19 protein-coding genes are annotated in these 24,118 nt (G+C 70.4%); 7 read left to right on the plus strand and 12 right to left on the minus strand.

Features of this window, described 5'->3' with window-relative positions:
• Positions 1–75: 75 nt before the first annotated feature.
• The 7 genes from ID810_RS05675 to lipB all read right to left on the minus strand — a co-directional run bounded on the left by ID810_RS05675 (position 76) and on the right by lipB (position 7,224).
• Complete coding sequence (locus tag ID810_RS05675; protein WP_279586948.1) at positions 76–876, minus strand: amino acid ABC transporter ATP-binding protein; 801 nt, start codon at positions 874–876, stop codon at positions 76–78.
• A complete protein-coding gene (locus ID810_RS05680) occupies positions 873–1,847 on the minus strand; it encodes an amino acid ABC transporter permease (RefSeq protein WP_166858659.1) in 975 nt (324 codons plus the stop codon). Before ID810_RS05680 ends, ID810_RS05675 begins: the two co-directional genes overlap by 4 nt.
• Before the next feature lies 1 nt (position 1,848).
• Positions 1,849–2,790 (minus strand): ABC transporter substrate-binding protein, encoded by a 942-nt coding sequence (locus tag ID810_RS05685; RefSeq protein ID WP_166858657.1) that lies wholly within the window; start codon positions 2,788–2,790, stop codon positions 1,849–1,851.
• A 156-nt stretch (positions 2,791–2,946) separates the two neighbouring features.
• Positions 2,947–4,371, minus strand: a complete 1,425-nt coding sequence (gene glnA, locus ID810_RS05690) for a type I glutamate--ammonia ligase (RefSeq protein ID WP_166858655.1) — start codon at positions 4,369–4,371, stop codon at positions 2,947–2,949.
• Positions 4,372–4,591: 220 nt separating this feature from the next.
• Entirely contained in the window at positions 4,592–5,314 is a 723-nt protein-coding gene (locus ID810_RS05695) for a DUF4191 family protein (protein ID WP_166858653.1), read from the minus strand.
• A gap of 79 nt (positions 5,315–5,393) precedes the next feature.
• Positions 5,394–6,443, minus strand: coding sequence for a lipoyl synthase (gene lipA, locus ID810_RS05700; RefSeq protein WP_166858651.1), 1,050 nt, complete (start codon positions 6,441–6,443; stop codon positions 5,394–5,396).
• A gap of 88 nt (positions 6,444–6,531) precedes the next feature.
• Entirely contained in the window at positions 6,532–7,224 is a 693-nt protein-coding gene (gene lipB, locus ID810_RS05705) for a lipoyl(octanoyl) transferase LipB (protein ID WP_166858649.1), read from the minus strand.
• A 137-nt stretch (positions 7,225–7,361) separates the two neighbouring features.
• Between lipB and ID810_RS05710 the strand changes: the two genes are divergently transcribed.
• Positions 7,362–8,912 carry a protein kinase domain-containing protein gene (locus tag ID810_RS05710; protein ID WP_235931663.1) on the plus strand — a complete coding sequence of 517 codons (1,551 nt, stop codon included), beginning with the start codon at positions 7,362–7,364 and terminating at the stop codon, positions 8,910–8,912.
• A 97-nt stretch (positions 8,913–9,009) separates the two neighbouring features.
• On the opposite strand, the gene sucB is transcribed toward ID810_RS05710, so the two are convergent.
• The 3 genes from sucB to ID810_RS05725 form a co-directional block, all read right to left on the minus strand.
• On the minus strand, positions 9,010–10,683 hold the full coding sequence (sucB, locus tag ID810_RS05715) for a 2-oxoglutarate dehydrogenase, E2 component, dihydrolipoamide succinyltransferase (protein WP_195858802.1): 1,674 nt from the start codon (positions 10,681–10,683) through the stop codon (positions 9,010–9,012).
• Positions 10,684–10,709: 26 nt separating this feature from the next.
• On the minus strand, positions 10,710–12,083 hold the full coding sequence (gene lpdA, locus ID810_RS05720; protein WP_166855064.1) for a dihydrolipoyl dehydrogenase: 1,374 nt from the start codon (positions 12,081–12,083) through the stop codon (positions 10,710–10,712).
• Between the two features lie 216 nt (positions 12,084–12,299).
• On the minus strand, positions 12,300–13,868 hold the full coding sequence (locus ID810_RS05725; protein ID WP_166855063.1) for a leucyl aminopeptidase: 1,569 nt from the start codon (positions 13,866–13,868) through the stop codon (positions 12,300–12,302).
• An 85-nt stretch (positions 13,869–13,953) separates the two neighbouring features.
• Between ID810_RS05725 and ID810_RS05730 the strand changes: the two genes are divergently transcribed.
• Complete coding sequence (locus ID810_RS05730; protein ID WP_166855062.1) at positions 13,954–14,493, plus strand: MATE family efflux transporter; 540 nt, start codon at positions 13,954–13,956, stop codon at positions 14,491–14,493.
• On the opposite strand, the gene ID810_RS05735 is transcribed toward ID810_RS05730, so the two are convergent.
• Positions 14,441–16,339 (minus strand): chloride channel protein, encoded by a 1,899-nt coding sequence (locus ID810_RS05735; RefSeq protein ID WP_166855061.1) that lies wholly within the window; start codon positions 16,337–16,339, stop codon positions 14,441–14,443. The two genes, ID810_RS05730 and ID810_RS05735, sit on opposite strands and share 53 nt — an antisense overlap.
• Positions 16,340–16,376: 37 nt before the next feature.
• Positions 16,377–18,380 (minus strand): alpha/beta hydrolase family protein, encoded by a 2,004-nt coding sequence (locus ID810_RS05740; protein ID WP_166855060.1) that lies wholly within the window; start codon positions 18,378–18,380, stop codon positions 16,377–16,379.
• 462 nt (positions 18,381–18,842) lie between these two features.
• Here ID810_RS05740 and pflB point away from each other — a divergent pair, with 462 nt between their 5' ends.
• The 5 genes from pflB to ID810_RS05765 all read left to right on the plus strand — a co-directional run bounded on the left by pflB (position 18,843) and on the right by ID810_RS05765 (position 24,092).
• On the plus strand, positions 18,843–20,954 hold the full coding sequence (pflB, locus tag ID810_RS05745; protein ID WP_166855059.1) for a formate C-acetyltransferase: 2,112 nt from the start codon (positions 18,843–18,845) through the stop codon (positions 20,952–20,954).
• Between the two features lie 113 nt (positions 20,955–21,067).
• Entirely contained in the window at positions 21,068–21,313 is a 246-nt protein-coding gene (grcA2, locus tag ID810_RS05750; RefSeq protein ID WP_006549837.1) for an autonomous glycyl radical cofactor GrcA2, read from the plus strand.
• A 24-nt stretch (positions 21,314–21,337) separates the two neighbouring features.
• The gene (gene pflA / locus ID810_RS05755; protein ID WP_166855058.1) at positions 21,338–22,216 is read left to right on the plus strand and encodes a pyruvate formate-lyase-activating protein; all 879 of its coding nucleotides are present in this window, start codon (positions 21,338–21,340) and stop codon (positions 22,214–22,216) included.
• Positions 22,217–22,389: 173 nt separating this feature from the next.
• Entirely contained in the window at positions 22,390–23,847 is a 1,458-nt protein-coding gene (locus ID810_RS05760; protein ID WP_166855057.1) for an NAD(P)/FAD-dependent oxidoreductase, read from the plus strand.
• Between the two features lie 5 nt (positions 23,848–23,852).
• Positions 23,853–24,092 carry a hypothetical protein gene (locus ID810_RS05765; protein ID WP_166854751.1) on the plus strand — a complete coding sequence of 80 codons (240 nt, stop codon included), beginning with the start codon at positions 23,853–23,855 and terminating at the stop codon, positions 24,090–24,092.
• Positions 24,093–24,118: the final 26 nt, after the last annotated feature.

The following is a 24,118-nucleotide window of genomic DNA, read 5'->3' on the forward strand; positions in this document are numbered from 1 at the left end:
CCCGGCCGGGCCGAGACGGCCGACCGGGACGGTCGAGGGAAGGCCCGGGGAGGGGCCGATGGTGTCGCCGCGTCCTTACAAGACGGAGGCGAGGAAGGTGCGGGTGCGCTCCTGCTGTGGGTTGTCGAGCACGCTCACGGGGTCGCCGGACTCGCAGACGAGACCGCCGTCCATGAAGATCAGCTGGTCGCCGACCTCGCGGGCGAAGCCCATCTCGTGGGTGACGACAACCATCGTCATGCCGTCCGCCGCCAGGTCCTTCATCACCTGCAGCACCTCGCCGACGAGCTCGGGGTCCAGGGCACTGGTGGGCTCATCGAAGAGCATGAGCTCGGGGTCCATGGCCAGTGCACGGGCGATGGCCACGCGCTGCTGCTGGCCGCCGGAGAGCTGGGAGGGGTAGTGGTCGACGCGGTCGGCCAGGCCCACCCGCTCAAGCAGCTCCAGGCCCAGGCGCTTGGCCTCGGCCTTGCCCATGTCCTTGACCTGGACCGGCGCCTCGATGACGTTCTGCAGGGCCGTCATGTGCGGGAAGAGGTTGAAGCGCTGGAAGACCATGCCGATCTTCGCCCTCTGGGCGGCACGCTGGCGGTCGGTGAGGGCGTGCAGGACGACCCTGCCGTCCGCCTTGACCTCCTCGCGCATGCCGATGAGCTCGCCGTCGACCTGCACACGCCCGGCATCGATGATCTCGAGCTCGTTGATGCAGCGCAGCAGCGTCGACTTGCCGGATCCCGAGGGGCCAATGAGGACGGTGACGGAGCCGGGCTGGACGGTGAGGTCGATGCCCTTGAGGACGTGGAGCTCGCCGAAGAACTTGTGCAGGCCCGTGATCTCCACCTTGGGGATCACGGCCTCGGAAGGACGGGTGCTCACGGGGTGACCTCCAGGAAGGGATCGGGTGTGGTGGTGCCGGCGGCGAGGATCGCCTGCTGGCGTGCGGGCAGGCCGCGAGCCTTCTTGCCGCCGGAGCCTGTGGGGCCGTCGAAGCCCTTGCCGTAGTAGCGCTCGATGTAGTGCTGGCCGACCATGAGGATCGAGGTGATGATGATGTACCACAGGGCGGCGACGATGAGCAGCGGGATCGTCTGGTAGGTGGTTGAGGCGTAGGCGTTGGTGACGAAGGTCAGATCCAGCGTGTAGGGCACGGCCAGGACGAGGGAGGTCGTCTTGAGCATGGAGATCGTCTCGTTGCCCGTGGGCGGGACGATGACGCGCATGGCCTGGGGCAGGATGATGCGCCTGAGGATCTGGCCCTTGCTCATGCCCAGCGCCCCGGCGGCCTCGCTCTGGCCGACGTCGACACTGGCCAGGCCCGAGCGCACGATCTCCGACAGGTAGGCGCCCTCGTTGATGCCCAGGCCCAGGATCGCGGCGACAAAGGGCGTGAAGACCGTCGTCGTCTTGAAGGTCAGCAGCTCGGGGCCGAAGGGGACGCCGAGGCTGAGGTTCTGGTAGAGGGCGGACAGGGCGCCCCAGAAGACGAGCTGGGTGTAGATCGGGGTGCCGCGGAAGAGCCACAGGTAGGCCAGAGCCACCCACCGCAGCACCGGGTTGGAGGACTGGCGCATGATCGCCGTCGTCACGGCCAGGACGATGCCGATGGCCATGGCGAGGAAGGTCAGCAGCAGGGTGATGCCGACGGCCTGGACGACGCGGACCTCACGGAAGAAGAACCAGACGGTTGCCCAGTGGAACTTGTCGTTGGTCAGCAGCGCGTTGACGAGCATGGCGCTCAGGACCAGGACGACGGCGGCGCTGATCCAGGTGCCCGGCCGGGGGACGGGTTTGAGGTGGTTGAGCTGGACGGGGGCGTCCTGCTGCTCGGGTTCGGCGACGGTGCTCATGTCACTCCTCCACGACGGGGTTGAGGACGGCGGTGCTCAGGGCTGCGTCCTGAACACCCCAGGTGGCGAGGATGTCGGCCCAGATGCCCTCGCCCATGAGGTACTGGACCGCGGCGAGCACGGCTGCGGTGAACTGGGGGTCGTCCTTGGACAGGACGATGCCCTGGGGCAGGGCGTCCTCGATCTCGCCGACGGTGTCGACCTGGCCGCCGGTGAGCTCGACGGCGTAGCCCGCGACGGTGGAGTCGGAGTAGACGGCGTCGATGGTGTGGCCGATGAGGGCGGTGGTGGCCTCGGAGTTGGAGGAGTAGGAGCGGATCTTGATGGCCTCCCGGCCGGCCGTGGTGCAGGCGGCGGAGTCCTTCGTGAGGACCTCCTCCTGGAAGGTGCCGGTCTGGACGCCGATGGACAGGCCACACAGGTTGAAGTGGTCGCTGGGGTCGACGCCCTCGGGGTTGCCGGCGGCGACGTAGAAGCGCGAGCCGACGTTGGAGATTGAGATCATGTCCATCGAGGCGGTGCGCTCGCTGGTGACGGTGAAGGCGGAGACGCCGATGTCGTAGCGCGAGCCGATGGAGGCGATGATCGAGTCGAACTCGGCGGTGTGGACCTCGGCCGTCACGCCGAGCACGGCGGCGATGGCGTGGTCAAGGTCAACCTCGTAGCCGATGGCCTCACCGTTGGAGTCGAGGAACTCCGCGGGGGCGTAGTCGGTGGAGGCGCCGATGTCGAGGACGCCGTCGGAAAGAGCGCCTTCGGGCAGCATGGCGATGATGTCCGCCTGGGGCTGGATGCCGGAGACGTCGTAGCCCTGCGCCTGGGCGGAGGCACTGGTGCCGGGCTGGGCGCTCCAGTCCTCGGCGTGGGTGCAGGCGGTGACGGCGGCGGGCAGTGCCAGGCACAGTCCGACGGCGGCGGCGCGCCTGAGGCGGGAGGTCCGCATGAGGGGGCTCCTTATGTCGGGAATACCCACACACTATCCGCCGGAAGTCATATATATACACTCCGGTGGGGTTCTCGACCCCGTTGTGAGGGCTTTCACGCGCCTGCCGACGGCAGGCAGCCGGTCCGGGTCACGAGGGCCCGCACCGGCCGAGGCTCACAGGTCGTAGTACAGCTCGAACTCGTAGGGGTGCGGGCGCTGACGGATCGGCGCCAGCTCGTTCTCACGCTTGTACCGGACCCAGGTCTCAAGGAGGTCCGGCGTGAATACGTCACCCTCGGCGAGGTAGTCGTTGTCCGCCTCCAGGGCCTCCAGGGCCTCATCGAGGCTGCCGGGCAGCTTCTCGATGTCGTGGTACTCCTCGGGCGCGAGCTCGTAGAGGTCCTTGTCGATGGGCTCGCGGGGCTCGATCCGGTTGCGGATGCCGTCGATGCCCGCCATGAGCACCGCGGCGAAGGCCAGGTAGGGGTTGCTTGAGGGGTCCGGCACCCGGTACTCCACCCGCTTGGCCGTGGCGGAGGAGCCGGTGACCGGGATGCGGATGCAGGCCGAGCGGTTGCGAGCCGAGTAGACGAGGTTGACCGGCGCCTCGAAGCCCGGAACCAGGCGGCGGTAGGAGTTGACCGACGGGTTGGTGAAGGCCAGCAGGCTCGGGGCGTGCGTGAGGATACCGCCGATGTACCACCGCGCGAGGTCGGAGAGCTGGCCGTAGCCGCGCTCGTCGAAGAACAGGGGCTCCCCGTTCTTCCACAGCGAGTGGTGCGTGTGCATACCCGAGCCCGCCTCACCGAAGACAGGCTTGGGCATGAAGGTTGCCGTCTTGCCAGCCTGGTAGGCGACGTTCTTGATGACGTACTTGAACGTCATCATGTCGTCACCGGCCGCCAGCAGGGAGTTGAAACGGTAGTTGATCTCCTGCTGGCCCGCGGCGCCGACCTCGTGGTGGGCGCGCTCGACCGCCAGCCCGACCTCCTGGCACACGCGCACCATCTCGTCGCGCAGGTCCGCGTTCTGGTCCGTGGGGCCGACGGGGAAGTATCCGCCCTGGAACGCGGTCTTGTAGCCCTTGTTGCCGCCCTCCTCGACGCGGTCGGTGTTCCACGAGGCCTCGTCGGAGTCGATCTCGTAGAAGGATCCGCGCGGGCTGGAGGCGAAGCGCACGGAGTCCATGAGGTAGAACTCCGCCTCCGCCCCGATGTAGCAGGTGTCCGCGATCCCGGTCGAGCGCAGGTGGGCCTCGGCCTTGGCGGCGATGGAGCGTGGGTCGCGCGAGAAGACCTGGTCCGTGAAGGGATCGACGATGGAGGCCGTGACCACCAGGGTCTTCATCGTGCGGAAGGGGTCGATGAAGGCCGTGGTGACGTCCGGGATGAGCTTCATGTCGGACTCGTGGATCTCGGTGAAGCCCCGGATGGAGGAGCCGTCGAACATGAGCCCCTCGGTCAAGGCCTCGGGGTTGAAGGCCTCGGCCGGGATCGTGAAGTGCTGCATGACCCCGGGCAAGTCGCAGAAGCGGACGTCGAGGATCCGCACGTCCTCCTTCTCGATGTATGCCTGAGCCTCTGCTGCATCCTGGAACATGGGTCCTCCGTGTCGGGTGGTCGGCGGGCAGGGTAAGCCGCTCGGGCTCGGCACCGCATGGCGCAACCGTAGGGCAGGGCGGTGTCACCAACGTGCCGCGCATGTGTCCTGAGTGTTTCGTGCGTGTCGTCGCCGGCCTGCCGGCGGACACGAGGAGGGCCACCGCCCCTCGGGGTGGTGGCCCTCCTGCTCGTATGGGAGCCGGACGCTCCGTGTCCCATCAGTGCCCGCGCATCGCGCGCCGGTCCGGGCGCGCACGCAGCGGGTCGATGCCCTTGGGGATCGGCAGCCCCTTCGCGCTGAGCGAGGTCAGTCGCTTGGCGACCTGGGAGATCTCGGCGTCGGTGAGCTTGACCGGCTTGGTGGGTAGACGGCGCAGCGTGCGCTGCAGGTCAATGAGACGGGTCTGGCCCTCCTGCGTGCCGACGTTGATGACGTGCACGGGCACTGTGGACAGGATGCGCTGGAGGGTACGGGTCTCCTCGGCGACCATCTTCCGAGTCCGGTCCTTGGGGCCCTCGACGACGAGGACGACGCCGGGGCGGCCGACCATGCGCCACACGACGTCCTGCGTGCTCGGGTTGACGGCCACAGGCGTCGACTCGATGTACCAGCCGCGCCCCACCTGGTCGAGGATCGCCTTGGCGGCTCCGGGCATGCCCTCGATCTGGGTGTAGGAGGCGCGCCGGGTCAAGAAGCTGAGCAGGAGCAGGTCCAGCATGAGGGCGGTCATCAGCCCCATGATGATCCAGTAGATGAAGGACTGGCTCGTCAGGATGGCCAGCAGCACCGACAGGCCCAGGCCGACGACGAGGACGCCGACCAGTGCCCAGCCGACCCAGGGGAAGGTCCGGCGGGAGATCGTGTAGGAGTCCTTGAGGTTCTGGACGTACTGCCCGAAGCGGCGCTTCTTGGCGGCGGCGGGGCTGTGGGTGCTGCTCACGATGGTCCACCATAGCCGACACGCGGCGCACAACCACGACCTCTGTGGCCCTCGCAGGGGTGCAGCCCCGAGGGGCGGCTCAGGCGCTTGCCGCGACCGCCTCGGGCTCGTGGCCGGTCAGGCCCCTGGCCACGAGGGAGGCCGCCTCCTGACGGGCGGTGCCCTCCTGGGCCAGGGCCGCCATCTCAGCCGGGATGGGGCGGCCCTTGGCCTTCATGGCGCGGCTCCACAACATGCCGGAGCGGTAGGAGGAGCGCACCATCGGACCGCTCATGACGGCCGGGATCCCCGCCTGCTCCGCGAACTCGGCGAGCTCGAGGAACTCCTGCGGCTTGACCCACCGGTCGATGGGGTGGTGAAGCTTGGAGGGGCGCATGTACTGCGTGATGGTGAGGATGTCGACCTTGTGGTCGACGAGGGCACGGATCGCGTCCTCGGTCTCCTGACGGGTCTCACCCATCCCGAGGATGAGGTTCGACTTCGTCAGCAGGCCGGCGTCGGAGGCCTGCTCGAGGACGGACAGGGAGCGTTCGTAGGAGAAGGCCGGCCGGATGCGGTGGAAGATGCGGGGCACGGTCTCGAGGTTGTGGGCGAAGACCTCAGGCTGTGAGGAGAAGACCTCTTCGAGGGCCTCACGGTTGCCCCTGAAGTCCGGCACGAGCAGCTCGACGCCGCAGCCGGGCAGCTGGGTGTGGATCTGCCGGGCGACCTCGGCGTAGAGCCAGGCGCCGCCGTCGGGACGGTCGTCGCGGGCGACTCCGGTGACGGTGGCGTAACGCAGCTGCATCTCGGCGACGGAGGCGGCCACGCGCCGGGGCTCGTCCTCGTCGTAGGCGGTGGGGCGCCCGGTGGCGATGTCGCAGAAGTCGCACCGGCGCGTGCAGATCTCGCCGCCGATGAGGAAGGAGGCCTCGCGGTCGTTCCAGCACTCGTAGACGTTGGGGCAGTTCGCCTCCGCGCACACGGTGTGGAGCTTCTTCTCCTTCACCATGCTCCGGACCTCCTGGTAGGTCTCGGAGACGACGGCCTTGGTGCGCAGCCACTGGGGCTTGCGCTCGATGGGGGTCTGCGCGTTGCGTGCCTCCACACGCAGGAGCCGGCGGCCCTCGGGCGCGATCGTGCTCGTCACGGTGCTCTCCTCGTCTCGGCGAACTTCCCCGATCCTATGCCTCACGAACCGGGATATAGGACTCACGACCTACGCCCTGGGCGTGGGCTCACGTGGCGTCCGCCACGAGCGGGGACAGATGGCGCTCGAGCGCCGCCACGACCTCGTCCGCCAGGTCCGCGGCTTGCAGACGGGTGCCCGTCTCCACTGCGAGGGAGGTGACTCCGGCGTCGTCGATCCCGCAGGGCACGATCCGATCCAGAGCGAAGGCCGCCAGGTCCGGGCTGACATTGAGGCCGATACCGTGCATCGTCACCCCGCGGGCCACGCGCACGCCCAGGGCGCAGACCTTGCGCTCGGCGCGTTGGCAAGCGTCCCGCGCCTCACGCTCGCCCGGAACCCACACGCCCGAGCGGCCCTCCACCCGCACCGCCTCGACGCCGCGGTCCGCGCAGACCTCGATGACGGCCTGCTCCAGCGCGCGGACGTAGCGGATGACGTCAATGGGGCTGGTGAGCCGGAGAACCGGGTAGACGGTGAGCTGACCGGGACCGTGCCAGGTGGTCTTGCCGCCCCGGTCGACGTCGATGACAGGGACATGACCGGGCTCGACGAAGGCGCTGGCGGGCCGCTCCCAGGAGTGGGTGCGCCGACCGACGGTGTAGACGGCCTCGTGCTCCAGGACGATGACCGAGGACGGCCGCTCACCCGCCACGACCGCGGCGTGGACCTGGCGTTGCAGGGCCCAGCCCTCCTCGTAGGGGACCAGGCGGGAGCCGAGGTCGACGTCGATGCGCTGCACGCCCCCACCATAGGCCGCTCGCCCGGGCGCCCGGACCAGGGGCGCGGCTCGGGACCTGGGGGACAGGCGGAGGGGAGTTATCCACAGGGGAGCCGGGTCCACTGGCCCCGGAGCACCGCCTGCGCAGAGCATGGGGCATGAGCGCAGCAGAGCCCACCGCCCACCCCGCCTCCCGGCTCACCTCGGGCGGCTCCCGCAGCTCCCGCCGGGCCGCCTCCCGGGGCACCCGCCGGGCCACGAGCCGAGGTGGGGTGGGTGCGGGCCTACGCCGTCGGCCACCCCAGATCGGCACCAGGTCCGACGACGACCACCCCTCGGGACTCGACGCCCCCACCCGCCACGCCCTGGCGAGTGCCGGCATCGACGTCGGCGCACCGCTGGGCCCGGCCCTGGCCGGCGGCGCGCTGCGTGCCGTGGACGCACGCGGCCACCACATCGTCCTGCGCGTGGTCAACCTGCCGCCGGGACGTGTCGGCACCCGCCTGCTTGCCCGTCTGGCGGATCTGCGCGAGCTGCGCCACCCAGCGCTCGCTGCGGTCCGCGAGGTCATCGCCCTGCCAGGGGATCGCGCAGCGGTGACGAGCGAGCTCATCGAGGGCGCTGACCTCGCCGTCGTCCTCGGGGCGCGCGGCAGCCTCACCCGCTCTGAGGGGGCCCGGGTGCTTCAGGACGTGGGCTCGGCCCTCGCCTGCCTGCACGGGGCCGGGCTGGCCCACGGGGACCTGTCGGCCTCGAACGTCATGGTGAGCACCGGGGGAGGGGCAGTGCTCATCGACCTCGTGAGCGAGCTGACCCAGAGCGGGACGCCTCCCTGGGCTGCGCCCGAGCGCGAGTCGGGAGGGCCGGCGACGCCCGCCTCCGACGTCTACTCACTTGGCATGCTGCTGCGCTCGTGCGCTGAGGGCGGGGCGCTGCTGGGGCAGGCGCTCGAGCGGGTGCTCGGCGATGTGCTCGTCACCGACCCCGAGGCCAGGCCCCGTGCGAGGACGTTGGCGGCGCGTGCGCCGGAGATCGCCCGGCCCGGCGTCATCGAGCTGCCCGACGGTGCTCGACTCGCCGCTGGCGCGCTCAGAGCGGCGGCAGCGACTCCGACCCGCACGCTCACCAGCCGCAGTGCCCACCAGCGTGCGCGCGTGGGCCGGGCAGGCAGGCCTGCGGCTCTGTCTCGGCGGGTTGCCGCCAGGATGCTGGCCGCGGTGCTGCTGCTTGCCGTGGGCCTGGCCGGTGCGTGGGCTCTGCATGTCACCGCTGCGCGTGAGGGGCCTGTCTCCGGTCCGCAGGCGTCGGTCGCGGAGGCGGTGGGGGCCGACGAGCTCACGAGGATCGTCGTCGGGCTTGTCCGGGCGCGTGATGAGGCGATCGAGGCCGGCGACGCCCAGGCGCTGGCGGCGACGAGTGTCCAGGGCTCCAGCGCCGCGCAGGCCGATGCCGCGATCCTGGCCGCCCTTCAGGCCTCAGGTGAGCACGTCGAGGGGCTCGAGACCCGGGTGAGTGACATTGTCAGCGTTGATGCGCAGGACCTTCCCGACGGCGCTGTGGCGGTGGCGCTCATCCGTACCCAGTCAGCAAGCGTGCGGGTGGGGGCGGACGGGAACCGCCGGACGGTCCCGGCGCAGCAGCCCCAGCGGGTCGTGCTTGTTCTCCTGCCGGATCCGTGGCGGGTACTGGAGGTCCGCCAGGCCGGGTGAGACGGCCGACGGGCGCAACCCGCCGGGTACGCGAGCGGGCCGGGGCGCACCCGCAAAGGGTGCTGTCCCGGCCCGCTTTCGCGCCGTCAGCGACTCGTCACAGGCCGAGCTCGCCGGCGAAGTCGCCCTCCTCGAGACGCTTCTTGACCGTCATGAGGTAACGCGAGGCGTCGGCACCGTCCACCAGGCGGTGGTCGTAGGAGATCGCCAGGTAGCACACGGAGCGGATGGCGATGACCTCGTTGCCCTCGGCGTCCTTGATGACGCGCGGCTGGCGCTGGATGGCACCCAGGCCGAGGATCGCGACCTCCGGCTGGTTGATGATGGGCGTGTCGAAGAGCGCGCCACCAGAGCCGGTGTTCGTGATCGTGAAGGTCGAGCCGGACAGCTCGTCCGGGTTGACCTTGTTGTCACGGGTGCGGCCGGCCAGGTCGTTGATGCGCTTGGCCAGGCCGGGGATGTTGAGGTCGCCCGCGTTCTTGACGACGGGGACGAGCAGGCCGCGAGGCGTGTCGACGGCGATGCCGATGTGCTCGACGTCGTGGTAGGTGACCTCTTTGCCGTTGATCGAGGCGTTGAGCTTCGGGTGGGCCTTGAGGGCCTCCGTGGCGGCCTGGACGAAGAAGGGCAGGAAGGTGAGCTTCGTGCCGTTCTTGGCAAGGAAGTCGTTCTTCGCACGCGCGCGCAGGGCGGCGATACGGGTGACGTCCACCTCGACCACCGTGGTGAGCTGGGCGGAGGTCTGCAGCGAGTCGATCATGCGCTCGGAGATGACCTGACGCAGGCGGCTCATCTTCTGGGTCGTGCCGCGCAGCGTCGTGTCGACCACGGGCTTTGAGGCGGCGGGAGCGGCGGTAGCCGCAGCGGGGGCAGCGGCAGCCGGCGTCGCCGCAGCAGCAGCCTTGGCAGCCTCGAGGGCCTCGGCGGCCTTTTCGACGTCCTGCTTGCGGATGCGACCACCAACGCCCGTGCCGGTGACCGTTGTCAGGTCCACGCCCTTGTCACGGGCGAGCTTGCGCACGATGGGCGTGACGTAGGCGGCGGAGGCGACAGCGGCGGCAGAGGGAGCGGCAGGCTCGGCGGGTGCAGTGGGTGTCGGCTCGGCGGCGGCCGGGGCGGCGGGCTCGGGCTCCGCGGCGGGAGCCGGAGCGGCCGGGGCAGCGCCGGTGGAGGCCTCAGAGGGGTCTCCGATGACGGCCAGGACGGTGCCGACCTCGACGGTCTCGTCCTCGGCGACACGGATCTCGAGGATCGTGCCGGACACGGGGGCGGGGACCTCGGTGTCGACCTTGTCGGTGGCGACCTCGAGCAGTGGCTCGTCGGCCTCGACGGTGTCACCCACGGCCTTGAGCCAGGAGGAGACGGTTCCCTCAGCGACGGACTCGCCCAGAGCGGGCATCGTCACCTTAGTGCCCGAGGCGCTGCCGGACGGGGCAGCGGCGGGCGCGGGCTCCGCGGCGGCGGCCGGGGCGGCGGGCTCGGGCTCCGCGGCGGGAGCCGGAGCGGCCGGGGCAGCGCCGGTGGAGGCCTCAGAGGGGTCTCCGATGACGGCCAGGACGGTGCCGACCTCGACGGTCTCGTCCTCGGCGACACGGATCTCGAGGATCGTGCCGGACACGGGGGCGGGGACCTCGGTGTCGACCTTGTCGGTGGCGACCTCGAGCAGTGGCTCGTCGGCCTCGACGGTGTCACCCACGGCCTTGAGCCAGGAGGAGACGGTTCCCTCAGTGACGGACTCGCCCAGAGCGGGCATCTTCACGGATTCGGACATTGGAGTCATTCCTCTTCTGCGGTTGCTCAGCCGTGGTTGTGCAGAGCCTTGCCGGCCAGGACCATGGCGGCCTCACCGATGGTCTCATTCTGCGTGGGGTGTGCGTGGACAAGTGCGGCGAGGTCGTCGGCGTCGGCCTCCCAGTTGACGATGAGCTGGCCCTCTCCGACCTGCTCGCCCATACGGGCGCCGATGGCGTGGAAGCCGACGATCGGCCCGCCCTTGACCGAGACCAGCTTGACGAAGCCCTGGGTGCCCAGGATCTGGCTCTTGGCGTTGCCCGCGACCTTGAACTCGGCAGTGGTGACGTTCTCCGCGCCGTGGATCTCCTTGGCCTTCGCCTCGGTCAGACCGACGGAGGCGATCTCCGGCTCGCAGAAGGTGACCTTGGGGACCTTGACGTCGTCGACCGGCTCGGGGGCCAGGCCCGCGATCTTCTCGGCCACGACGATGCCTTGGGCGAAGCCGCGGTGGGCGAGCTGGACGCCGGGGACGATGTCGCCCACGGCCCACACGCCCTCGATGTTGGTGCGCCCGTACTCGTCGGCCAGGACGAAACCGCGGTCCATGGCGACGCCGACCTCCTCGTAGCCGAGGTTGGCGGTGGCCGGGCCACGTCCGACGGCGATGAGCATGACCTCGGCGTCGTAGGAGGCGCCGTCCTCGGTGTGGACGCGTACGCCCGCCTCGGTGCGGTCCACCGAGGCGAACATCGTCTTGGTCTTGAACGTGATCTTGCGCTTGCGGAAGGAGCGCTCAAGCATCTTGGAGATCGCCTCGTCCTCGTTGGGCACGAGGCGGGGCAGGCCCTCGATGATCGTCACCTGGCAGCCGAGCGAGGCCCAGGCGGAGGCGAACTCGACACCGATGACACCACCACCGAGGATGACGGCGGAGGCCGGCACGTGGTCCATCTGCAGGGCGCCCTCGGAGGTGAGGACCTTGTCGTCGACCTGCTGACCGATGGTCTTGGAGTAGGAGCCGGAGGCGAGAATGATGTTGCGGCCCCGGATGACGCGGCCGTCCACTTCGACGGCGTCCTTGGCCACGAGCTTGCCCCAGCCCTGGACGAGCTCGATGCCGCGCGAGGAGACCAGGCCCTGCAGGCCCTTGTACATCCTCGTGATGACACCGTCCTTGTAGTCGTTGACGGTGTTCATGTCGATGCCCTCGAGGTGGGCGCGGATGCCCAGGGCTCCGGCCTCGCGCACGGCATCGGCGGTCTCGGCGGCGTGCAGGATCGCCTTGGTGGGCACACAGCCACGGTGCAGGCAGGTGCCCCCGACCTTGTCGGCCTCGATGAGGGCCACGCTCAGGCCCAGCTGTGCCCCGCGCAGGGCAGCGGCGTAGCCACCCGAGCCGGCGCCCAAGACGACCATGTCGTAGACGGTGTCAGTCACGAATTCACTCCTCGTTGATGTCCTTCGCCCTCGTGGCGGGCGTGTCGGCACGCGGACATTCTTTCACTGGTGACGGCCTCCCACCCCCGGAAGTGACGATCGGGCAGGGACTAGAGTCCCCCGTGGGGCGTGAGACTGCTCACGTTACGAGCGGTGCCCCGCGCGGGGATCCGGCGAGGACCCGGCGGGGATCCGGCGAGGACCCGCGCTGTCCCCTCAGCCCTCGTAGCCGCGCAGCAGCTCCAGCAGCGTCGCCACCCCGGCACCGGTGCCGCCCTTGGGCACACCCGCCCACGGCTCGCCGTCGTTGAAGGCCGGGCCGGCCACGTCCAGGTGCGCCCACGGCACCGAGCCGGTGAACTCGCGCAGGAAGAGCCCCGCCGTGAGCATGCCCCCGCCGCGCGAACCCATCACCGCGTTGCGCAGGGCCGCGTAGGGGCTGTCGAGCCGCGAGCGCAGGTGCTCGGGCAGAGGCATCGGCCAGAAGGCCTCGCCCGCCGCGACCGCGGCGCCCACCACGGCATCGCGCAGGGCCGGCGTGCCCATGACGCCGGCAATGCGCTCACCCAGCGCCACGATCTGGGCGCCGGTGAGTGTGGCCACGTCCAGCAGGGCGTCAGGCTGCTCCTCGGCCGCCCGGGCCAGGGCGTCCGCCATGACGAGGCGGCCCTCCGCGTCCGTGTTCGTGATCTCGACCGTCGTGCCCCCGTACATCGTGACGATGTCGCTGGGGCGCTGGGCGTCGGCCGCGGGCAGGTTCTCCGCCAGCGCGAGCCAGGCCTCCACGCGCACCCCCAGCCCCTGGCGCGCGGCCGCCAGGACCGTACCGAGGACCGCTGCGGCCCCGGCCATGTCCGACTTCATCTCCGGCATCGAGGCCGCCGGCTTGAGGGACAGGCCGCCGGAGTCAAAGGTGATGCCCTTGCCGACCAGCGCCACGCTGCGCCGCGCGCCCTCGGGCGCCCAGGTCAGGTGCACCAGACGCGGCGGGTGGACAGAGCCCTGCCCGACGCTGAGGATCCCGCCGAAGCCCTGCTCGGCCAGCACTGCCTCATCCAGGACCTCAACCTCCAGGCCGACCGAGCTCGCCGCGGCGCGGGCGACCCGGGCGAAGACCTCCGGCGTCAGCCGGTTCGGCGGCTCGTTGACCAGGTCGCGGGTCAGCGCGACGCCCTCAGCGAGCGCAAGCACCGCTGCCGCCTCGGGCTCGGCCACCCCCGCGGGCAGCAGCACGACCACCCGACCCAACGGTGCCGTCGGAGCCGGCACCCGACCAGCCCAGGCGTACGCCCCGGTGAGAGCACCCTGGGCCACCCGCAGAACCCCGGCCTCATCGTCGGCACACAGGGCGAAGCAGGCCGAACCGGTGCCGGCCAGGGCGCGGGCGGCGCGCGCGGCGGCCCGCTCGAGCACCGAGGCGCGCGTGACCCCGAGGGCCCCACTGTCCCGGGCGGGGTCGGCGCTGCGGGCCAGCTCCTCGCCGGTGCCGACGATGAGCAGCACGTCCGCCCCCGCCCGGGAGCCGGGCAGCGCTGCGGCCGGGACCCGTACGACCTCGTCCAGGGCGCCCGTGAATCCGAGCGTGGCGAGCAGCGCCTCAAGGGCCGGCAGGTCCAGGCCGTCCAGGCCTGCGCCGTCGGCCAGCAGCTGCGGGCCGTTCTCGTGCCCCTCAGGAGTGCGGGCCGCAAGGACGAGCACGTCGGCGCCCGCCTCGGCGGCGGGGCCGCCGGCGAAGGACAGTGAGGGCAGGGTGGTCAGGGACACGGGGGCATCGAAGGTCGTCATGGGTCGGATGGTAGTGTCCGAGCGTCTGTCGGGGCGTAAGCCGCCGCGACCCCCGATGCAGCGTGACGCCCAGGAGGGACGACTCATGACCACGCACGAGCACGCCCAACAAGAGTTGGTGGTCAGGGGGGTGGAGGACCGCCGACGGCCCGCTCGCGGTCTGAGCCGACTCCTCGTCCTCGTACTGGCCGTCTTCGGCCTCGTGCTGCTGAGCCCCAGCACCGTCAGCCTTATCCGCGACCCCATGAGCGCGCCCGTCCTGGGCAGCCTCAACGTCGTGGCCGGCCTGCTGTACCTGCTCCTGGCGGTGTGCGTGGCCCACAACGGCCGCAGGATGCGCATCATCGGCTGGATGACCCTGGCGACCCTGCTCACCGGCGCCGTGCTCTTCGGCCTGCTGACCTGGACCGGTACGGCGATGGAGCTCAGTGCCTCAGTGTGGGCCGACGGCGGCCGCAAGCACCTCTACCTGCCTCTGCTCCTGCCCCTCGTGGCGGGTGTGTGGATGTGGTTCTCGGACCCCCGGCGCATCGTGGTGACGGCCGAGCGCATGGAGGGGCTGGGGCAGTCGATCAGCGGGAGGCGGGCTGAGCGCCCGCGTCCGGGCCGCCGCCCCGGCGAGTGACGCCCCGGCGCCACCAGCCCTGGACCCGGGCACCGAAGGAGGTGCGCGCCTGGGCCGCCTCGTAGGCGTCCCGTTGGTGGCGGTAGAGCCGCCTGACCATGTCCTGCTGCGAGACCCAGCCGACCAGCGCATCGCCCCGGGCAGTGGGCTCGACCACCGGCAGGCCGTCCGCCTGCCCGCGCGTGAGGCGCTCAAGGGCCATGGTGGCGCTGTCGGAGGCGGGCACCCGCTCCTGCGCGAGGTCCAGGTCGGCGACCGTCCTGGCGGCGGCGCCTGCCGCCAGTGAGGCCTCCGCCACCTGCAGCGCGCTCACGCAGCCCAGGAGGTAGCCGAAGGCCCCCGGACGGCCGTGGTCGGGGCCGACCACCGGCAGGACGCTCGAGCCCGAGTCGCGCAGCTCTCGGGCGGCCTCGGCCAGTGTCGTGTCGGCCTCGAGCACGCCCGGGGGAGAGGTCATCACCTCGCGGGCCAGGGCCCGCCCGATGAGGGTCGTGCCGAGCGGGTCCTCGACGTCGTCGCCCCGGCGGCGCAGCTCCTCGGTGTAGATCGTCGTGCGGGTGAGGAAGCGGCTCATGAAGGTGGCCAGGACGCTGGCGAGCATGAGGGGCAGCAGGAGGGAGTACTGGCCCGTCATCTCGATGATGAGCACGACGGCGGTGATGGGGGCGCGCGCCGCACCCGTGAACACCGCCCCCATGCCGATAACGCCGAAGACGGCGGCGGCCGACGGCTGGCCGGGCACCAGCGCGGTGCCGAAGGCGGCACCCAGTGCCGCCCCGATGAACAGGGAGGGGGCGAAGACCCCGCCGGTAAAGCCGACGGCGAGGGTGAGGCAGGTGGCGATCACCTTGACCAGGACGAGCAGGAGCAGGACCCCGGCACCGTACCCGCCGTCGAGGACGTGGTCGAGCACGGCCTCGCTCTCGCCGTAGGTCTGCGGGAAGGCCAGCAGCATGGCCCCGATTGCCAGGCCGCCCAGTGCCGGGCGGGCCCAGACGGGTACCCGTAGGCGGTCGAGCAGGCTCCGGGCGGCGTCGGCCATGAGGTAGCGGCAGCGTGAGAAGCCGACTCCGACGGCGCCGCCGACCAGGCCGAGGACCGCGACCCAGCCGAGCCGGGTGTCCCCGGCGAGGTCGAGCACTGGCAGGGAGGTCGCCAGCGCCTCGCCCAGGACGTGGTGGGACAGCACGGTGGCTGAGACGGAGGCCAGCACGACGAAGGCGAAGGCGTCGAGGGTGAAGTCGAGGAGGATGACCTCCATCGCGAAGAAGGCCGCCGCGAGCGGGGCGTTGAAGGCCGCCGCGATGCCGGCGGCGGTCCCGGCTGCGGCCAGCAGGCGCACGGAGCGGGTCGGCAGCCCCAGGCGCCGCCCGAAGAGCGTGGCTGCGCTGGCCCCGAGCTCGGCGATGGGGCCCTCCGGGCCGACCGAGCCGCCGCCGCCGATGGTCAGGCAGGCGCTGGCCGTCGAGGCGACCGCGGGAGCGGGGGCCATGGCGCCGTCGGAGCGCCGGGCGGCCCAGATGACGCCGGAGACGCCGTGGCCGGTGGTGGTGCGTCCCGCCAGGGCCATGAGGGGGCCGACGAGGGCGCCGGAGAGCACGGGGGTGGCCAGGACGAACCAGGGTCCTAACGGCGCCAGCAGCCCGGTGCTCACACCGCCCGCGTACTCCGGGGACCCGGTCATGAGCTGGGTCCAGGCGTCGATTCCCAGGCGGAAGGCGATGGCACCCAGGCCCGCGATGAGCCCGACGAGCAGCGCCAGGGTGTACAGGCCAGTGCGGTGGTGGCGCAGCAGGCGCAGAACGGCCTGCGTGCCGGTACGACGGCGTGCGCGCGGGCCGTTCACGCTGGGTCTTCCTCCTGGGCCTTGTGGGTTCCCGGGCTCAGCGGGCGAGGTTCTCCACGGCGACGGGTTCGGCGTCGTCGTCCTGGGCCATGCCCCACACCTGGGTGTAGAAGCTGAGCTCGGCGGTCAAGGCCCGGTGGATGTTGGAGGCGATGCGGAAGCCGTGGCCCTCACCGTGGAAGACCTCCAGGGCCACGGGCAGGCCCTTGTCCGCCACCGCACGGTGCAGGACGGTGGCCTGCTCGGCGGGCACGATCGGGTCCTCGCTGCCCTGCAGCAGCAGCAGCGGGGCGTGGATCTCATCGACGTGGTGGATCGGTGAGCGCTCGGCGTAGACCGGGTCACTCAGGTCCTCAGCGCCGACGAGGCTCTGGATGTAGTGCGACTCGAACTTGTGGGTGGTGTGAGCCATCCGCACCAGGTCGGTGACGCCGAAGACGCTGGTGGCGGCGGAGAACACCGTGGAGCGGCGGATCGCGGACAGGACGGTGAAGCCACCGGATGAGGCGCCGTGCACGGCGATGCGGGCGGGGTCGACGCGCCCGGTGTCGATGAGGTGCTGCGCACCCGAGATGACGTCGTCGGCGTCGCGCACGCCCCAGTGGCCGTTGAGGGCCTTGCGGTAGCCGGAGGAGTAGCCCGACGAGCCCCGGTAGTTGACGTCGAGGTAGGCGAAGCCGCGGCTGGTCCAGTACTGCACGGGCAGCGAGTAGCCGGGGGCGGCGGCGGCGGTCGGTCCACCGTGGACGGAGACGATGAGTGGGGGCAGCTCATCGGCGGGGCCCTCGTAGCTGGCAGAGGCCGGCGGGTAGAAGAAGCCGTAGGCGGTGGCGTCGTCGGTGGTGGGCCAGGACACGGGCTCGGCGACGGACACGCCGACCGACACCGGGTCGAAGTCGCCGGAGTCGCGTAGGACGACGACGCCTCTGTGACGCACCTCGACGATGGAGCGCAGGCGCGACTCGTTGGAGGCGAGCATGACGACGCGCCCGCCGCTGGAGGCGACGTTGCCGAAGGGCTGCCACCCGACGTTCCACTCCTCGAGCTCTCCGTTGGCGAGCTTGATGGTGCCCAGGTGCCACACGCCTTCCTGCGCCCAGGAGGCGATGAGGTGCTCGGAGTCGAGGATGTCGTAGTGGTGGGGGCCCAGCTGCCAGGCGGGCGCGGTGAAGGTGGCCTGCTTGGGGTGCAGGGGGCGGGTGCGCAGGGCGGTGGTCCAGCCCTCGCGGTGGGTGCCGCGCCTGGGGAAGCCCTCGGTGCGGTAGAGGTTCCAGAAGCCCGAGCCGTTGGCGAGGTGGACGAGCTCGCACTGCTCGGTCCAGCGAGGCTCGGAGACGGAGTAGCCGTTGCCGCCGTCGATGACGACCTGGTCGCGCGCGGTGCCGTCGGGGGCGAGGTCGCCCGCGTGCAGGGTGGCCTCGTCCCAGGGCATGGAGGGGTGGTTCCAGGTGATCCAGGCCAGGTGCTCGCCGTCGGGAGACAGGGTGGGGGAGGTGACGAAGTCGGTGCCCTCGACGACGGTGCGCACGGGGGAGTCGTCGCGGGCTGCGGAGCCGTCCAGGGGGATGGCGACGAGGCTGCTGACCGGCTCGCCGCCCTGGCGGTGGTCCTCGCGCACGGCATAGACCAGGCCGCGGGCGGTGTCGATCTCGAGGTCGCCGTGGCGCACGTCCCCATAGATGGTCAGCGGCACGAGGCCACGCAGGCGGTGGTTGACGTCGTAGCGGTACAGGCGCCCGTCGCCGGCGTGGGAGACGACGATGATGCCGGAGTCGACGGCGTAGGCGCGCCCGCCGTACTCGTGCACGCGGGTGCGCACGTCGACGAGCTCGTCGAAGGGCGTCAGCGGCAGGATCTCACCGGTCTGACCGGAGCCGTCGCGGCGCAGGAGGACCTGGCGGCCGGCCTGGGAGGCACGCTGCTCGATCCAGTAGGTGTCGGCGCCGTCGACGCGCACCTGGGCCAGGCCGACGGTGCGGGTCGTGATGGTGCCGGGCGTGATGGGGGAGGGCCAGGTGCCGTACGGGGCCGTGGTGCTCATGGGTGCTCCTGATCGCTCGTGCTGTGCCCGCGCGCGGGCGTCGCGGCCCCGCGCCGTGGTGCCACCACCCTACGTGGTCGGTGACACAGGTCCGTACTCAGTCCGTAGACCGTCTGTACTCGGGCTGTACTCGGGTCCTACGGGGTCGGGGCCGGGTCGGTGGGCCCGAGCGCCCCTGGGACCGGGGTCCCAGCAGCGGATGGTGCCTCGGACGGGCGGGTGCGGTCCGCCCCACCGGCGACGGCGGGGCTTGGCGGACGCGCGACTGGCGCCATGGCGGTCCCGTGGGGGCTGGCGACGGCGCCCGTGTGAGTGATCCCACCGGAACGCCGCGCGGGACTATTCCGCAACCCGGGCCGGTAGTCCTAGGCTGGGTTCAGCGGCGCGACGACGTGCCGCCCCGCCTCACGAGGGCGACGACATACGGGTGGCTGGAGGTCACCCACCAACAGGAGGACACGGATGACCACTGAGGTCACAGCTTCTGCCACCGCTGAGAACGGCGCTACTCGCGACGCTTGGGAGGGCTTCGAGAAGGGCTCCTGGTCGGAGGGCATTGACGTCCGCGACTTCATCCAGCGCAACTACACCCCCTACGCCGGCGACGCCTCCTTCCTCGCCGGCGCCACCGACAAGACGCTGCGCCTGTGGGACCACCTCGAGGAGAACTACCTCAAGGAGGAGCGCAAGGTTCGCATCCTCGATGTCGACACCGACACCCCCTCGGACATTGACGCCTTCCCGGCCGGCTACATCTCCGAGGACGACGACGTCATCGTCGGTCTCCAGACCGACTCCCCCCTCAAGCGCGCCATGATGCCCAACGGCGGCTGGCGCATGGTCGCCCAGGCGATCAAGGAGGCGGGCAAGGAGGTCAACCCCGACGTCGAGAAGATCTTCACCCACTACCGCAAGACCCACAACGACGCCGTCTTCGACATCTACACCCCGCGTATCCGCGCGGCCCGCTCCTCCCACATCATCACCGGCCTGCCGGACGCCTACGGCCGCGGCCGCATCATCGGCGACTACCGTCGCGTCGCCCTCTACGGCGTTGACTACCTCATCGAGGAGAAGCTCAAGGCCAAGGACGCCGTGGCGGACAAGCCCTTCTCCGAGCACTGGGCCCGCTACCGCGAGGAGCACTCCGAGCAGATCAAGGCCCTCAAGAAGCTCAAGAACATGGCCCAGTCCTACGGCTTCGACATCTCGGGCCCGGCCACGAACGCCCACGAGGCCGTCCAGTGGACCTACTTCGCCTACCTGGCCTCGGTCAAGTCCCAGGACGGCGCCGCCATGTCGATCGGCCGCCTGTCGGCCTTCCTCGACATCTACTTCGAGCGTGACCTCAAGGCCGGCCTCATCGACGAAACCCGCGCCCAGGAGCTCATCGACAACATGGTGATGAAGCTGCGCATCACCCGCTTCCTGCGCACGACTGACTACGACCAGATCTTCTCCGGCGACCCGTACTGGGCCACCTGGTCCGACGCCGGCTTCGGTGAGGACGGCCGCTCCCTGGTCACCAAGACCTCCTTCCGCCTGCTCCAGACGCTGCGCAACCTCGGCCCCGCCCCGGAGCCGAACATCACGATCTTCTGGGACGAGCGCCTGCCGCAGGGCTACAAGGACTTCTGCGCCCTGATCTCGATCACGACCTCCTCCATCCAGTACGAGGCCGACGAGCAGATCCGTGACCACTGGGGCGACGACGCCGCCATCGCCTGCTGCGTGTCCCCGATGCGCGTGGGCAAGCAGATGCAGTTCTTCGGTGCCCGTGTCAACTCCGCCAAGGCCCTGCTGTACGCCATCAACGGTGGCCGTGATGAGATGAGCGGCAAGCAGATCGTCACCGGCCTGCCCGGCATCGAGGGCGACGGCCCGCTCGACTTCGACGAGGTCTGGGACAAGTACGAGAAGATGCTCGACTGGGTCGTGGGCACCTACGTCGAGGCCCTCAACATCATCCACTACTGCCACGACCGCTACGCCTACGAGGCCATCGAGATGGCGCTGCACGACTCTGAGATCGTGCGCACCATGGGCTGCGGCATCGCCGGCCTGTCCATCGTCGCCGACTCCCTGAGCGCCATCAAGTACGCCAAGGTCACCCCGGTGCGCGACGAGACCGGCCTCGTGGTCGACTACGTCACCGAGGGCGACTTCCCGATCTACGGCAACGACGACGACCGCGCCGACGACATCGCCGCCACCGTGGTCCACACGATCATGGCGAAGATCAAGGCGCAGCCCTTCTACCGCGACGCCATCCCGACGCAGTCCGTCCTGACGATCACCTCGAACGTCGTCTACGGCCGCGCCACCGGCTCCTTCCCCTCCGGCCACCAGAAGGGCACCCCCTTCTCGCCTGGCGCCAACCCGGAGAACGGCATGGACACGCACGGCATGGTTGCCTCCATGCTCTCCGTGGGCAAGCTCGACTACAACGACGCCCTGGACGGCATCTCGCTGACCAACACCATCACGCCCCAGGGCCTGGGCCGCACGCTCGACGAGCGTGTTTCCAACCTCGTCGGCATCCTCGATGCGGGCTTCGTCCCCGAGGAGGACTGACCCTCTGCGCCGCTCACCCGACGGCGCCCGCAGCGCACCTGCCGGGTGCCAACGGGGAGTGGCACCACCGACTCTCTGTCGAACACTCAACACCAATGTGAAAGGGGCCAATCATGGCCACGTACGAAGAGCGCCTCGCCTCGATGAAGGCGCAGCGCGAGGACAATGGCGGCGTTAAGGGCCTGTACCACGCCAACATCAACGTCCTGGACCGCAACACCCTCGAGGACGCGATGGAGCACCCGGAGAACTACCCGAACCTCACGGTTCGCGTCTCCGGCTACGCCGTCAACTTCGTCAAGCTCACGCGCGAGCAGCAGCTGGACGTCCTCAACCGCACCTTCCACGCCGGCGCCTGAGCCGGCACGGGGTGAAGGAGCCAGATGACTGACACCATCACCTCCGCGACACGGGGCGGCCGGGACCAGGACTTCCTGGCCCCGGCCGCCCGCCTGCGCGGGGCGGGAATCGGCGGGCTCGAGGAGCTGACCGACCTCCAGCGGTCGGAGCGCCTGGCCCGCATGCGTGAGGGGTCTCTCGGGTCCATCCACTCCTGGGAGCTCGTCACCGCCGTCGACGGTCCGGGCACCCGGATGACGATCTTCTTCAACGGCTGCCCGCTGCGCTGCCTGTACTGCCACAACCCGGACACCTTCCTCATGAAGGACGGCGAGCCGGTCGAGGCGCAGGAGCTGTTGCGCCGGATGAGGCGCTACCGCGGCGTCTTCCGCGCCTCCGGCGGCGGCATCACCCTGTCCGGCGGCGAGGTCCTCATGCAGCCGGCCTTTGCGCGCACGCTGCTGCGCGGCGCCAAGGAGATGGGCATCCACACCTGCATCGACACCTCCGGATTCCTCGGGGCCAATGCGAGCGACGAGTTTCTTGAGGACGTCGACCTTGTGCTCCTGGACGTCAAGAGCGGTGATGAGGAGACCTACAAGAAGGTCACGGGCCGCGCCCTCGCGCCGACCATCGAGTTCGGCGACAGGCTCGCCGCCAAGGGCGTGTCCATCTGGGCGCGCTTCGTGCTCGTGCCCGGACTCACCTCGGACCCGCGTAACGTCGAGAACGTCGCCCGGATCATCGAGCGGTGGGGTGAGGCGGTCGAGCGCGTCGAGGTCCTTCCCTTCCACCAGATGGGTACGGACAAGTGGGACGCACTCGGGCTGGACTACCAGCTGCGCGACACCCGGCCTCCCGAGCCCGAGCTGGTCGAGGCCACTCGCGAGATCTTCCGCTCCCACGGCTTCGTGGTCCACTAAGCCTGACTGAGCCTGGCTGAGCCCGCCCGGGCTCAGCGGAGTCGACGTCGGCTCGGCCCCGGCCGCCCCTCACGGGCGGGGGTCTCGATTTCCTCTCGTGATACCCCTGGGGGTATGATCGGCCGAGGCGGGCGATGAGGCCCCCCACGAGTCAACAATGAGGTGAGCTCAACATGGCCAGAGTGGTCGTTCTGGGCGCGGGAGTCTCCGGTCACACGGCCGCGCAGCACCTGCGTCGCCTGCTTCCGCGTGAGCATGAGGTGGTTGTCATCAGCCCCAATTCCCACTGGAACTGGATCCCGTCCAACATCTGGGTGGGAACGGGGCGCATGCGTGAGGAGCAGGTCGTTTTCCCACTCGCGCCCATCTACAAGCGCAAGGGCATCACCTTCCATCAGGCCAAGGCCGTGGCGCTCCACCCGGAGGGCACCGCGACCGACGAGCGGCCCCAGGTGGAACTCGTCTTCACGGAGCCCGGTCGCGAGGGCGAGACCCGCCGCCTTGCCTACGACTACCTCATCAACTCCACCGGTCCGAAGCTGAACTTCGACGCCACCCCGGGGCTGGGGCCCGAGGGCGGCAACAGCCTGTCGGTGTGCACGGCGTCCCACGCCGTCCAGACGGCCGCAGAGCTGCGCAAGGTCATCGAGGCGGCTCGCGCCGGCGAGCGCCAGCGCCTCGTCATCGGCACGGGTAACGGCACCTGCACCTGCCAGGGCGCCGCTTTCGAGTACACCTTCAATGTCGACTTCGAGCTGCGTGAGGCCGGGGTCCGCGACATGTGCGAGGTCGTCTACCTCACCAACGAGGTCGAACTGGGCGACTTCGGCGTGGGCGGCATGCGCTTCCGCCAGGAGGGTTACCAGACCACCTCCCAGTTGTGGACGGAGTCGCTCTTCCGCGAGCGCGGCGTCAAGGCGATCTCCGGGGCGGCCGTCAAGCGCGTCGAGGAGGGCTCCCTGGTCTACGAGTCGCTCGACGGCAAGACCCACCGCCTCGACTTCGACTTCGCGATGCTCCTGCCCCCCTTCTCCGGCCACCCCATCAAGGCCTACAACCGTGCCGACGAGGACATCACCTCGACCGTCTTCGCGCCGAGCGGCTTCATGAAGGTCGACGCCGACTACACCCCGCGTCCGTACGAGGAGTGGAGCGCCGACGACTGGCCGCGCACCTACCAGAACCCGACCTACCCCGAGCTGTTCGCCGCGGGCATCGCCTTCGCCCCGCCGCACGCCATCTCCAAGCCGTGCAAGACGCCCAACGGCACGCTCATCGCGCCCGCCCCGCCTCGCACCGGCCAGCCCTCGGGCACGATCGGCCGCGCCTGCGCCGAGTCGATCGCAGACATGGTGCTCGGTCGCGACAGGCCGCTGCACCACGCCTCGATGGCGGAGATGGGCGCCTCCTGTGTGGCCTCGACGGGTGCGAACCTGCTGACCGGCTCGGCCGCGGCGATGATCATGTACCCCGTCGTGCCCGATGAGCGGAAGTACCCGGAGACCGGCCGCCACCCCTACCACACGCGTGGCGAGATCGGCCTCTTCGGCCACTGGATCAAGTACATGCTCCACCACCTGTTCATCTACAAGGCCAAGTCCCGGCTGGGCTGGTCCCTTCTCCCGGAGTGATCGACATGACTGCAACCCCCAAGAGCACCGACGACGCCTCCACCGCGGCCGAGGAGCAGCCGACGGTTGGCCTCCTCGTCGAGGAGCTGGACCCGGTTCAGGCCGAGCGCATCCGCCGGGCCCCGCTGCCCACGAAGCAGACGCTGCGCCGACGCCGGTTCCTGCCGGTCCAGGCCGGCAAGTTCGTCGTGACGAACCTGCGCATCCTCGACATCGTGATCCGCGAGAAGCTCGCCGGACACTGAGACGACCGTGACACGCCCCTGACACG

The sequence above is a fragment of the Actinomyces respiraculi genome (genome assembly GCF_014595995.2).
Lineage (GTDB): Bacteria > Actinomycetota > Actinomycetes > Actinomycetales > Actinomycetaceae > Actinomyces > Actinomyces respiraculi.